This window comes from Anabaena azotica FACHB-119 (assembly GCF_014697625.1).
Taxonomy (GTDB): domain Bacteria; phylum Cyanobacteriota; class Cyanobacteriia; order Cyanobacteriales; family Nostocaceae; genus Trichormus; species Trichormus azoticus_A.
Genome location: NZ_JACJSG010000016.1, coordinates 33,384 through 46,162, shown reverse-complemented (window position 1 = coordinate 46,162; position 12,779 = coordinate 33,384). Strand labels below are relative to the sequence as shown.

The window sequence follows — 12,779 nt, the reverse complement described above, 5'->3', positions numbered from 1 at the left end:
AAATAGGGTATTTTCTACCAAATTCTGGGGCATTAACAGTGCAGAATCAGTAATCTGAAAGGTAACATTTTTTAGATTGCTTATGGATTGGAAAATCCCAGAAGTTAAGTTATAATTCCTAGAACTCAAGAATTTTTAGTCAGCAGATGGTGACATTCGTAGCAATACTATGCCATCCGCGCTAGAATATAACTCCAATCTTGAGCTAGAATATAGCCCTAAGCAACTACCAATTTACAGGGCAGACTAGTTAAACGTTTCTGGCAAAAAGCCCTTAGCTTCTACCAATCAAGCAGAGGAGTTATTTATCCAGGTGCATCCATCAATCATTGGTTAGTATTAACCAAACTAGGGAGTTAGTTATCCAGGTGCATCTACCAATTAATTGTTCTATTTGAGTTACAGTCTTCCGGATAAATTAATTGAAAGGTAGTCTGTGGTTCATTTCCAATAAAAAACCCCTAGTGGTGGCAGCCAACTAGGGGAGTTAGTTATCAGGGTGCATCTACCAATTAACTGTTCTATGATTTAACAGGATGTTCCGGATGAAATTGTCACAAATGAAGTTGCTTTTTTCCACAAAAAAAGCCCTTACAAGTGGCAGCCACTGGGGAGAGTTATTTATTAGGGTACGTTCATCAAAATAATTAGTGTTGTAAATACTCAATGGTTTGAGGTTCACATATACCCAATTGTAGTAAAATATCTACCAGAAAAGATGTGCCAGTTTGAATGTTATTAGAAAGGTAGTCCCTGCGGCTTTTAGCTTAGGGATAGCGGGCAAAAGCAGTTTGCCCCTCTCGGATTACTCTGGGTAAAGTAGCTATTTAGGATATTTGTCCATAAATCTACTAACTGTTCTTATAGGCAATCAGTATATTTCTCTCAATCTTATGATTAAAGGAGTTACTGATTGCTAAACAAAAAAAGCCCCCAGTCAGTGTCAGCCAACTAGGGGAGTTAGTTATCAGGGTGCATCTACCATTTAATTGTTCTACCTTTAGTCAGTTGTTCAGGATGAATTTGTCAAATTAGTCAAAAAAAAGCCCCCAGTCAGTGTTAGCCAACTAGGGGAGTTAGTTATCAGGGTGCATCTACCATTTAATTGTTCTACCTTTAGTCAGTTGTTCAGGATGAATTTGTCAAATTAGTCAAAAAAAAGCCCCCAGTCAGTGTTAGCCAACTAGGGGAGTTAGTTATCAGGGTGCATCTACCATTTAATTGTTCTACCTTTAGTCAGTTGTTCAGGATGAATTTGTCAAATTAGTCAAAAAAAAGCCCCCAGTCAGTGTTAGCCAACTAGGGGAGTTAGTTATCAGGGTGCATCTACCATTTAATTGTTCTACCTTTAGTCAGTTGTTCAGGATGAATTTGTCAAATTAGTCAAAAAAAAGCCCCCAGTCAGTGTCAGCCAACTAGGGGAGTTATATCAAGTTCGGCTAATTACTTGTAATATAGTTGTTTTGGTCGGTAATAGGTAATAGCTAATAGGTAATTGTTTTGAGCCATTACCGATTACCGATTACCTATTACCAGTCCCCAAGATATGATAAGTATTTAAGCGAACTTGATATTAGTTATCAGAATGTTGGGTTTACTTGCATCAAAAGCGACTTCACCCAACGGGTGAAACCCCCGCAGGTGAGTGGCTTTGCAACCTACATATAATTTGGGCTTTGAGTCCCTTTTTTCCCAGACAGCTAAGAAGCTAAAGCAACTTCTACCAATTGCTGTAACTCACCTTTTTGATACATCTCAATCATAATATCGGAACCACCGATAAATTCACCATTGATATAAACTTGGGGAATTGTCGGCCAGTTGGAATATTCTTTAATACCTTGACGAATTTCGTTGTCATCTAAAACATTGATGGTTTCAAAAGGAACACCCAAGGTATTAAGAATTTGTACCACATTGTTAGAGAAACCACACTGAGGCATTAATTTGGTTCCCTTCATGAAAACCATAATTTTATTTTGTTTTATTAAGTTATCGATTCTCTCTTGAACGTCCTGTGTCATGGCTGTTATATGTCCTAGTTTTTGATTAGTTATTAGTCAACAGTCAACAAATTTCTCGACTATTGACTATCGGGAGTAGATGTTTTCAATGCTAAGGCGTGGATGGCTTCGGTGGACATAGCTTGCTGCAATGCACCGTAAACTAACTGGTGTTGCTGCACAAGTCTCTTACCTGCAAACTGCGATGAAACCACTGTTACCTGATAATGGTCGCCGCCACCAGTCAAGTCTTGCACCTGAACCTGCGCGTCTGGCAATTTCGCCTTGATCATTGCCTCAACTTCCTGGGGAGTAATCATCGCAATTCCTGAAAAAACTTACTGTCCTCTCTATTATTAACAGATTTGACACCAGTTGACAGTTATCAGTTATCAGTTATCAGTTATCAGTTGACCAATGACTAATGACTATTGACTATTGACTATTGACTAAAAGGTAACTCTGCATTAATTGCGGCAATTTCTTGTTCTTCTAATTGATTCACTTCACTAATATATGGGCGGAGAATTTGCCCTAAACGACTATTATAAAAGCGATGTAGACTGTAATTGGGGGCTGCCGGAAAACCGCGACGTTTTTTGTGCCTTCCGCCAGCACCGGGATCAAAGAGTTTAATACCATTTGCGATCGCCCAATCAATCGGTGCATAATAACAAGCATCAAAGTGTAGGCAATCGATTTCTTGAAAGCTTCCCCAATAACGACCATATAAGCGATCGCCTTTATACAAACAAAAGGACATACCCAGAGGCTGACGCGGGTCTTGCTCATGATATGCAGCAAAAAATACCACTCGATGACGATAATCTTGGTGTAACTGCTCAAAAAATCTCTTAGTTAAATACTTACTACCCCACCAACCAAACTTATCACAGGTATCAGCATAAAACTGGTACATCAAAGGAAATAACGACTTAGGGATCGTTTCACCTGTCACTGGTTGCAGTTGTAAACCAGCCTTCTCTACAGCCTTGCGTTCCCGCTTGATATTCCGACGCTGATTAGCATTGAACACCTTCAAGTAATCATCAAAAGTTTGAAATCCAGAATTTTCCCAAATAAAACTATGATGTAACCAAGCTGTAAAACCTTGTCTTTCCAGTACAGGTTGCCATTCCGGGTCAACATAGAGAAAATGGCAACTAGAAATATGATGCTTCACACAAAAAGCATCAATTTCATGCACCATCATCGCTGTGATTTCCTCTTCATCCTCCCCATTAGCAATCAAAAACCGATAACCCTCAGCCGGGGTGAATGGAGTCATCCCCAGGAGTTTGGGGTAATACTGTACACCAATACGTTCTGCTAATTCTGCCCATTGGTGATCAAAAACAAACTCACCATAGCTATGTCCTTTAATATACAGTGGAGCCGCAGCAATCAAAGTTCTATCGCGCCACAGCGTCAAATGATTAGGTAGCCAACCAGTTTTTGCTGTAGCACTTTGGGATGTTTCCAAATTATGCAGCCAATCCCACTCTAAAAACGGAGTTTTTAAAGGTAGCGCCAAAGCATCCCAAGCTTCTTGGGGTACTTCAGCGATTTTATTAATCCAAACGCTGGAATAGCGAGGCTTGAGTTGTTCAACCATATTTGGGGACTGGGGGAAGGGGAAGGGGGAAAGGGGAAAGGGGAAGGGGAAAGGGGAAGGGGAAAGGGGAAAGGGGAAGCTCACAAGTGTAGGTTTTTAATATAGCAGTGAGTAAGGACTCTAAAACTAACGAGAAAATCATTGTTTTATTCACCCCTACACCCCTACACCCTTACACCCTTACACCCCAAACCAAGGTTTTTGGAACACCAATAAAAAACCTACACCTGTCAGCCCACTTCCTAACTACTTAGGCGTAACTTTATCCACAGTCTTAATCTTGCCATCGTCGCCTACTGTCCACACATCATAGACACCGACGACATCACCATTAGCATCAATATCAACGTTACCGCTAGCTCCTTGATAGTTGATGTCTTGTCCTTGTTGAATTAACTTCAGCCCTTCACAGACATCGGTAACTTCTACACCTGGAGCGCTTGATACTTCTTTGATTTTACTAGCAATACCCACACCTGTATTTTGTTTGGCGGCTTGGGCTGCTAATACTAACAATGCAGTCGCATCCCAAGCTTGGGGTGCAAATTCTCCAGGCGCATTACCTTTTTTCGCTTGCCAAAGTTTGGTTAAAGCTTCTAAGCCTTTACCATCTGAGCCTGGGACTGTACCAATAATGCCAGAGGCAATGAATTTACCATCACTAGTTTTGCCGACTTGCGCGGGGAATTCATCAGATTTCATCCCATCTGTGAGCATTATCTGTACGCCTTGCGTCACACCTTGCTGATAGGCTGACTTCAGCAATAAGCTACCTGTTTCAACGTAAAAAACGCCGAGAACTGCATCTGGTTTACCTGCAAAAGCCGCCGCCGCTTCAGTTTCAAAGGTGGTGGCTTTGGGGTCGTAACGTACAGGATTATTTTTATTAACTATAGTTCCACCTAGTTTTTCAAAGGCTTGGACAAATGCCTTTTCAAAACCCACCCCATAGTCATTGTTAATGACAATTGTGGAAACTCGCTTGTAACCTCTTTTGTGAGCAAGTTCGGCTAAGGCTGGGCCTTGGTAGCTATCAGGGGGAACTGTCCTCGCCCAAAAACCTTGGAAATCGCCTTTCTGTGCTTTTTCGGTAAATACGGGGCTGGTACTCCCAGGGGAAACCAGCATGACTTTATTTTGGGCTGCAATGGAAACTGCTGCTGTGGAAACGCTGCTAGCAAAGGAGCCAACTACACCAGCAACTTTATCTATAGTTGCAAGTTTAGTCATACCCGCCGCGCCGGCTCTGGGGTCTGTTTGGTCGTCTACCGCAACTAGGCTCACGGGTTGACCATTAACACCACCACAGGCGTTGACGGTATCAACTACTAGGGGAACAGCAGCAGCCATTTGCTGACCTATGGATGCTAAGTCACCTGTGGTTGGTAAGAGAGAACCAATTTTTAGTCCTGAACCGCTACCTGTTGTCGTGGTTTGAGCGGCTGGGGTACTGGTTGCGCCATTGTTGGCTGTACCGTTAGGCGTGGTGTTGGTGTTTTCACAAGCTGCTAACAGAAAACCAGCGCTAAAGGTAACTAAACTTAAACTTAAGGCAGCACTAATTCTTGGCATTGATTACTTTCACTCCTCATAGATGCGGGAGCCTGAAAGTAAGATTCAAACTAGATTTTTAGGTTAGCTTGATCTTAGCAGGACTCTAAAGGTTAAATGATAACATCCACCTTTAGGGGTAGAAGTGTTTACCCCAACATTAGTTTTTTTTTATTAACACAGAGGTCTGTGTGTTGAATTACTTGAAAAACGGAGAGGGAGGGATTCGAACCCTCGGTACGGAGTTGCCTGCCGTACAACAGATTAGCAATCTGCCGCTTTCGACCACTCAGCCACCTCTCCACGGTGACAAAAATAAATGTTAGCAGATATTTTTGTCAGTGTCAAATAATTTTGGTCATTAGTCATTAGTCATTAGTCATTAGTTAATTTTAGTTGTCAGTGGTTTCGGGTTTTTACTCTGGACTATTGACTATGGACTATTGACTATGGACTATTGACTAAAGAACTTGCGATCGCATCCAAGCTATGGGTAGGGTACGTAGCTTTTTCCATTGGGGGACGTAGGCGCGTTGACTAAAGACATCGTAATTGTTGCGTTCAATCACGTCTAAGATTTGTCCGTATAGCATGGATGCTGCCCACACTGGCCAACGAGCATCGGGGGCTAGATAGGTAATACCCTTTTCTGCCTTGATGTAAAATTGTCGCGCCCTGTCTATCTGAAAGCGCATGAGCGCACGCCAGCGTTCATCTACAACGGCATTCTTGAAGTCTTGCTCGGTGTAATCGAACCTGGCTAGGTCTTCTAGGGGTATGTAGATTCGCCCTCGTCGGGCATCTTCGCCTACATCCCGCAGAATATTAGTTAGTTGATTAGCTATACCTAAAGCGATCGCTTCTTCTGTGGGAATATACAATGGTTTCTTCTGATACCAAGGTGCTGTGTTGACTGTGGTATCTACTTCCATTACTGATGTTGACATCAACCCTACAGTACCTGCCACACGGTAACAGTACAGGTATAGCTCGTCAAAGGTTTCATATCGACTACGGTATAAATCCATACGTTGACCCGCAATCATATCCCGAAAGGGCTGAATGTCTAGGTTAAAGCTTTGGATGGTATCGACCAAGGCTACATCGTAGTTCTCTTGGGGGTGTCCCGCAAAAATCGCTTCCAGATGCTGCTCCCATAGGTCTAGGGTTTCTGGTGTAGTGATGGCGGATGCGGGCCCGTCCACTAATTCATCTGTACGGCGACACCAGGCATAAATTGCCCATATAGCTTGACGCTTTGCCGGACTCATCAGCAATGTACCCAAGTAGAAGGTTTTGGCATACTTGGCTGTGAGATGCCGACAAAGTTGATAGGACTCGTCTACAGAGACCAGCGTTTTCATGCGCGGTTTGGAATCAGGCAGTTGCAGCATTCGTTGCAGGCGGTCGGGATAGCGTTTGTAGGTTTGAGGTGTTGGCCTCTGGCAGCGATTCACAAATCGCCTGCGCTGTTAGCTTACCAGAAAGTACGGCCCCTTCCATACTGCCTAAGTAGCGTTGCATGGTATAACTCCCACTCAAAAAGAAGTTGGCTATGGGAGTTTTTTGGGGTGGACGGTACTGTTGGCGACCAGGAGTCGCTTTGTAAACTGAACGTGGCGTTTTTACGACGTGATATTTGAGCAATTTTGCTGGATTATCTCCTGTAAAATGGTCGGGGAAGAGTTTTTCTAATTCGCCCATAGTAGCAGAGACAATTTCCTCATCGGATTTGCTAATCCAATCTTTGGCGGGTGCTAGAACTAATTCCAGCATTGAGCGGTCGGGATTAGCATATTCGCGGCAAGTGTTGCTCATATCAGCATAAACGCTGAGGAGGGGCGATCGCGAAAATAACAGGTGATCAATATCTGTTAATTTGCGATCAAACCAGAGATGGAGGTTAATTACTGGCACGCCTTCTAGTCCTTCTAGCTTCTGGAAGAATTCCATTTGCTTCCAAGGTTCTGGCAACATCACTTTCAACGGGTCAACTGAAATAGCTGATACGTAAAAGTCTGCTGTAATTACTTCATCGGGTTCTCCATTCAAACCGCGTAGCAAGAACCCTTTTACTGTACCATCCGGGTTGAGCAAAATTTCCTTGAGTGGGGCGTTGAGTCGGACTTCACCACCCCTTTCGCTGATGTAATCAACGATGGGTTGGCACAGCCGTTCTGTGGGGGAACCATCCAAAAAGGCGATTTTGGAGCCGTATCGCTCTTGCAGGAAGCGATTGAGGGCTGTTAATAAGATTGTAGAGGACACTTCATCAGGGTTGATGAAGGTGAGTGCTTTGGAAGCAGCAATGAATACGTCACTAGCTACTCTCTCACCTACACCTTGCCTTTTTAACCAATCTGAGAAGCTGTATTTGTCCATCTCCTCGACATACTTTTGACCCCGAACTATGGCGGGAAGCAAGCCAATGGCGAACCTAACCTTCTGCTCCCAGGTCAACATATCGTTGTTGCGGAGAATTGAGGCAATGATGTTGAAGGGGGAGGGAATGTCGGGAACATCGAAACGTGAGAGTGTGCCGGGTTTATCTGGCTGATTAAAAATCAATGTATGCTGTTTCCACTGGAGTCGGTCTTCGATGCCTAACTCCTTGAGTAATTGCAGCATATTGGGATATGCCCCAAAGAAGGCGTGTAACCCGGTTTCGTACCAGTCGCCGTCAGAGTCTTTCCACGCCGCCACCAGACCCCCTAATACGTCCCGACGCTCTAGGACAATGGGAGTGTGACCTGCATCCGTGAGATATTTCGCGCAGGAAAGTCCTGCTAGACCAGCGCCAGCGATCGCTACTCGCATTTAAACCTACTATGCTTCAATATTTCTTAATGGTTTTGTCGTTCTCATTATACGTTGCAATCTGTAACATTTGGCAGAGATTGTGCGATCGCTTCAGGAAAAAATTCTATATTGGGGACTGGGGACTGGGGACTGGGGAGATGGGGAAGATGGGGAAGATGAGGGAGATGAGGGAGATGAGGGAGATGAGGGAGATGAGGGAGATGAGGGAGATGGGGGAGAATAGCTCTGAACTATGGACTATGGACTATGGACTATGGACTATGGACTATGGACTATGGACTATGGACTATGAACTATGGACTATGGACTAATGACCAATGACCAATTTCAATTGAGACGTTGGTCTGATATCATGTTGCATTTGATAGTCGGTGGTGGCAAATTCTATTTGCAGTATGAGGCGGTCTTTGTGAGTGGGAGGGATACCTTTATGAAAACACAAGGGATCTTCAGCAAATCCAAAGCCGGCTTTACCATAAATTTCTATTAATGATTCTTGACCATAGTAATTAATAATATCTTTGTCCGTTTCTCTTTTACGTAGCCAAATATAAGCAGATTTTTTTCGTTTATGGCTTCCCCGCATACAAACATGAGGCCCGCTTTGGTTATCTACATCAGTTAAATAGAAGAAAAATTTTATAAATTTATAATCATCTAAATCGTAATGGAAACATTGAGCAGCTTTGATTTGTTCTGTATAGGATGAATTGACTGGAAAACTCCACCACATCCGGTTTCCTTGATGGGCTGGGTAAGTATTTAAGTATTTAGCTGCTATTGCCAATAATTTTGGATCATTCTGCAATTTCTTAATTGCATAACAGTGAATTTCTGTATTAAAATAATCAGCTATGGTAAATTGCTGTGCTGATTTTCTTTGTGCTGCTTGTTTCTGGTCGTAATAAAAACCCAATTCTGGTCTACGATTACCATAACAAGCAGTTGACTTAGCAAACTGAACAATTTCCTTTACAATGTGTGGAGGTAAATTAATTCCTAAATGCAAGCCATCACTCTGGAGATTTTTGACAACTTCATCTACATCTACATCTACTAGACATGACTTTTCGAGATTGATTGATGTTAAGTAGGTTTTGGTTGAAGTTTTGGTTAAATTCGTGATGAAAATCCTGCCAATTTTAAACCGAGCTATTTTCCGCATTAATAGCCATTTGGGGTTTTTGGTTAGCCCTTTGTAATATTCATAACAAGTATCATAGATAATAGCGAAAATTTTTTCACAGTAGTTATTGAGCAAATCTATGTACATAATTAATTTTTGGGATGTCAAAACATCAGTCTCTTTTTGTGAGGAACACTTTACTTAAGTGAACATTTCGAGACGGATAAGTATATTCATGCACTGGAATATAGTTGATAATAAATCAACTCAGTAAATGTCACTACCTAAAATCTAGTAAATTTACAAGTTCTTTATTAATGAGTCTGCTTTTCTCGATGAAGTGCTGACGGCGTTTCTTGTTTGAGTAAGGTAAATACCGCTATTGAGGGTGTAGGATAAGGTCTGATATTGTTTATGCTGTGAAGTTATGAGCTTTTAAATCAGTTATCAGTCAACAAGGGCTTATATTAGGGGATAAAGAAGCGCCAAAATAAGCCTTACACCAATTGATGTGGTGTTTCACCAACTTATTTAACTGTTAACTGTTAACTGTTAACTGTTAACTGATAACTGTTCACTGTTAACTGTCAACAGCCAAGCTTAATTGCAGTCTTCATCACAACTATAGGTTAAGCACTATGCCAGCATTGCAGAAGCTAGAACGCTTTGGACATCACTTGATTATGGGTATTTCTGGTACTACCCTGAGTGATGAGGATAAACGCGCTCTCAGTGAATTAAAACCAATAGGAGTAATATTTTTTGCGAAAAACTTTTTAGATGGTGTACCTTATGAGGTTTGGCTGGAAAGTTTTAGACAATTACACAGCCAAATACAAGAATATGCGGAACGTGATTCCATGTTCTTTACTTTAGACCATGAGGGAGGGCGTGTTGTCCGTACACCTTTACCAATTACGAGATTTCCCCATGCGTTATTGTTGCGATCGCAATCTCGTGAAGTAGCCAAAGCCACAGCAACTGAATTAAAATCGTTGGGCATCAACTTATCATGGGCCCCTGTAGCTGATATTTATTCTAACCCCCAAAATCCTATTATTGGTTCTCGCGCTTTTGGTGATACCCCTGAGACTGCGGCGCAAGCTGCGCGTGATTATTATTTGGGACTAACAGAAGCGGGAATTTTGGGATGCGCTAAACATTTCCCTGGACATGGTGATACTAGCAAAGACTCTCATATTGAATTACCAATTCTCAATCTCACTCCAGAAGATTTACAAAATCGAGAACTGATACCTTTCAAAACTTTGATTGAGGAAAACATCCCCTTAATCATGACAGCCCATATATTATTTCCTAAAATCGACCCTGATTTACCCGCTACCCTTTCTCGTCCTATCCTCAAAACCATCCTGCGGGAAGAACTGGGTTTTAATGGGGTGGTTGTGTCTGATGATTTAGATATGAAAGCTGTCTCAGATATGTTTATGCAGGCTGGTACAGTAGCTAGGGCTTTTTATGCAGGCTGTGATTTATTTATTGTCTCCCGAAATATTCACTCATCATCAATTGAACGTACATATAAAATTGCGGAAGATTTGGTTGAGTCATTAAATCATGGTAGCTTGGCAGAGTCGGTGGTAGAAGCTGCGAAAGAGAGAGTGGAAAAATTACTGGCTGTCACTCCCCAATATGATGTACAAGCATTAGATAAAGATATTTTAGTACATCATGCTGAATTGGCGATCGCTTGTTGTTTTCATAATAGTCAATAGTCCATAGTCCACAGTCAATAGTACATAGTTATGAACTGTTGACTCATAACTAATGATATTTAATTAGAGGAACGCAATGAGCCGTCCACCATTGTTAGAGCCAAATCGCTCTTATACTTTTAGCAATTATTTTGAATTAGGATTTCCAGTTGATGATTTAGTAGCTGAATTTGGTTATTCATTGGAACGTAAATTTCTGAATTTACCTGAATATTCAGGTAAATTAGATAGAATTGCCGACTTAAAACAACGGATTGAAGAAGTATTACCTTTTGTAGATTTAGAAAATGAAGCTACCCGTAGAGAAATTTTAATTGCGCCTATTGTCACTGAATTAATTCATTATTCCCGTGCTAGATTACGAATAGAATATAATATTAAAGTTGATAATAAGCTTCAAGGTAATTTAGATTATTATCTGCGAACATCTACAAATTTAATTGTCCTTGAAGCCAAGCAAGCAGATATCAATAGAGGATTTACACAATTAGCTACTGAAATGATAGCTCTGGATAAATGGACTGATGCGACTCAAGCTGAAATATTAGGAGCAGTTACTACAGGTAATATTTGGCAATTTGGCATTTTATATAGAGAAAAACAAAGTATTGAACAAGCAATTAATCTTTATCGTGTAACTGAAGAATTGGAAATTGTCGTCAGAATATTACTCGCTGCACTAATAAAGTAACTACTAACCTATTAATTCATCTACTGCAACATTAAAACCTGGAAGTACAGCTTGAGTTTTTACTATTTCACCACTAATAAATATAAGTCGTTGATTTTTATTAACAACTATAATCCAGCGATTTTCAGGAAAAACTAACCAAACTTCCTCACTTCCTGATTGCAAATACTCTTGTGATTTAGCAATTATATCTTCAGCTAAATCTGTAGGAGAAATAATCTCAGCTATGAGAGGGAAACTTTGGGGTAAAACAGCAGGTTCACCAAATTGCTGCATCAATTCTGGGGTAAGATAAGCAACATCAGGACGACGACCTTGTTGATTAGTGCGGCAAGGTGCTTCTGTATAAACTTCGCCACCTTGTCCACTAGCTTCTTTGTAATTTCTCCAGTAAGTAGCTAGTTTTGCTTGTACACGACTATGCTTAAGAGTCACTCCATCTTTCTCCAACAACTCCCCATTTACCCATTCTGTACCTTCAGGGGGACTTTGTAGCCAATTTTCTAAGGAGTAATCTGTTGATATATTTTCTTTGATGGGTGCGATTACCATAATGATTAATTATCTTTATTAGAGGAATTAGATGATGATTTAAACTATGCCAGTGGACAGGAACAATTCGCCTCTATTAAACCTAAAATTAATAATGATAAAAGGAATAGACTCCTAACCTAGCATTATATTCAGAGAAAATCTTTAATCCTCTTGTCTTAAAAGTGCAATTTTGTTGTTTGGCTAAGTCATTTGTCTTGATACGATTACTCTGCCAAAAACTCAATAAATTAAGCAATTCAGATAACCAACCTTCTGAAGTTTGTGGGCTAACTAACCCATCTCCTATTTCACCAAATCGAATTGTTTGTCTATTAAAACTAGCTTGTTTAAGGTATTGTAAAGCTTTCACGTGTTCTGCTTGATTTACAGGAATCTGCCGCGAAAATATATTTCCTGGTTTATAGTCAGCAAAGATGGTAAGTTTTGGACATTTTGGATACCATTCAGTTTTATTATCTATTTGCCTTAGATAAAGGGTGGCGCTAGTTTGAGAGTGCGTCTCTACACGCTCCACTAAAACCTCCCAACTTGAGCCACCTGCATAGCTTGGAGCAGTATATGCACCAATTAAAAGTATTGCAATTCCCAATTTTTTAAGAATTTTATCTTGCATTCTTATGTAAAGATACACATGGATTATGAACCAATTTTATTAGTTTAACCTTTCACTGAAATAACTGGC

The 12,779-nt window shown here is 41.0% G+C and carries 12 protein-coding genes and 1 tRNA gene; 3 read left to right on the top strand and 10 right to left on the bottom strand.

Features of this window, described 5'->3' with window-relative positions; all coding sequences use genetic code 11:
* Positions 1–1,700 precede the first annotated feature (1,700 nt).
* The 7 genes from grxD to pds all read right to left on the bottom strand — a co-directional run bounded on the left by grxD (position 1,701) and on the right by pds (position 7,986).
* Positions 1,701–2,024: a Grx4 family monothiol glutaredoxin gene (gene grxD / locus H6G83_RS13515; protein WP_190472749.1), complete on the bottom strand. Its 324-nt coding sequence runs from the start codon at positions 2,022–2,024 to the stop codon at positions 1,701–1,703.
* Between the two features lie 59 nt (positions 2,025–2,083).
* Positions 2,084–2,323 carry a BolA family protein gene (locus tag H6G83_RS13510; RefSeq protein WP_190472746.1) on the bottom strand — a complete coding sequence of 80 codons (240 nt, stop codon included), beginning with the start codon at positions 2,321–2,323 and terminating at the stop codon, positions 2,084–2,086.
* A 122-nt stretch (positions 2,324–2,445) separates the two neighbouring features.
* Positions 2,446–3,618, bottom strand: a complete 1,173-nt coding sequence (locus tag H6G83_RS13505; protein WP_190472742.1) for a GNAT family N-acetyltransferase — start codon at positions 3,616–3,618, stop codon at positions 2,446–2,448.
* A 246-nt stretch (positions 3,619–3,864) separates the two neighbouring features.
* On the bottom strand, positions 3,865–5,190 hold the full coding sequence (locus H6G83_RS13500) for an ABC transporter substrate-binding protein (protein WP_190472740.1): 1,326 nt from the start codon (positions 5,188–5,190) through the stop codon (positions 3,865–3,867).
* Positions 5,191–5,380: 190 nt separating this feature from the next.
* Positions 5,381–5,472, bottom strand: a tRNA-Ser gene (locus tag H6G83_RS13495).
* A 158-nt stretch (positions 5,473–5,630) separates the two neighbouring features.
* Positions 5,631–6,563, bottom strand: a complete 933-nt coding sequence (gene crtB / locus H6G83_RS13490; protein ID WP_190472736.1) for a 15-cis-phytoene synthase CrtB — start codon at positions 6,561–6,563, stop codon at positions 5,631–5,633.
* Positions 6,547–7,986 carry a 15-cis-phytoene desaturase gene (gene pds / locus H6G83_RS13485; protein ID WP_190472732.1) on the bottom strand — a complete coding sequence of 480 codons (1,440 nt, stop codon included), beginning with the start codon at positions 7,984–7,986 and terminating at the stop codon, positions 6,547–6,549. Before pds ends, crtB begins: the two co-directional genes overlap by 17 nt.
* Before the next feature lie 70 nt (positions 7,987–8,056).
* On the opposite strand from pds, the gene H6G83_RS13480 reads away from it, so the two are divergent.
* Entirely contained in the window at positions 8,057–8,212 is a 156-nt protein-coding gene (locus H6G83_RS13480) for a hypothetical protein (protein ID WP_190472730.1), read from the top strand.
* A gap of 84 nt (positions 8,213–8,296) precedes the next feature.
* On the opposite strand, the gene H6G83_RS13475 is transcribed toward H6G83_RS13480, so the two are convergent.
* Positions 8,297–9,262 carry a phytanoyl-CoA dioxygenase family protein gene (locus H6G83_RS13475; RefSeq protein ID WP_190472727.1) on the bottom strand — a complete coding sequence of 322 codons (966 nt, stop codon included), beginning with the start codon at positions 9,260–9,262 and terminating at the stop codon, positions 8,297–8,299.
* Positions 9,263–9,753: 491 nt separating this feature from the next.
* Here H6G83_RS13475 and nagZ point away from each other — a divergent pair, with 491 nt between their 5' ends.
* Together nagZ and H6G83_RS13465 are read left to right on the top strand one after the other, a co-directional pair.
* On the top strand, positions 9,754–10,851 hold the full coding sequence (nagZ, locus tag H6G83_RS13470; protein ID WP_190472724.1) for a beta-N-acetylhexosaminidase: 1,098 nt from the start codon (positions 9,754–9,756) through the stop codon (positions 10,849–10,851).
* A gap of 76 nt (positions 10,852–10,927) precedes the next feature.
* The gene (locus tag H6G83_RS13465; protein ID WP_190472721.1) at positions 10,928–11,542 is read left to right on the top strand and encodes a hypothetical protein; all 615 of its coding nucleotides are present in this window, start codon (positions 10,928–10,930) and stop codon (positions 11,540–11,542) included.
* Positions 11,543–11,545: 3 nt separating this feature from the next.
* On the opposite strand, the gene H6G83_RS13460 is transcribed toward H6G83_RS13465, so the two are convergent.
* Positions 11,546–12,094, bottom strand: coding sequence for a Uma2 family endonuclease (locus tag H6G83_RS13460; protein ID WP_190472719.1), 549 nt, complete (start codon positions 12,092–12,094; stop codon positions 11,546–11,548).
* Positions 12,095–12,182: 88 nt separating this feature from the next.
* Positions 12,183–12,710, bottom strand: a complete 528-nt coding sequence (locus H6G83_RS13455) for a hypothetical protein (protein ID WP_190472716.1) — start codon at positions 12,708–12,710, stop codon at positions 12,183–12,185.
* Positions 12,711–12,779 lie beyond the last annotated feature (69 nt).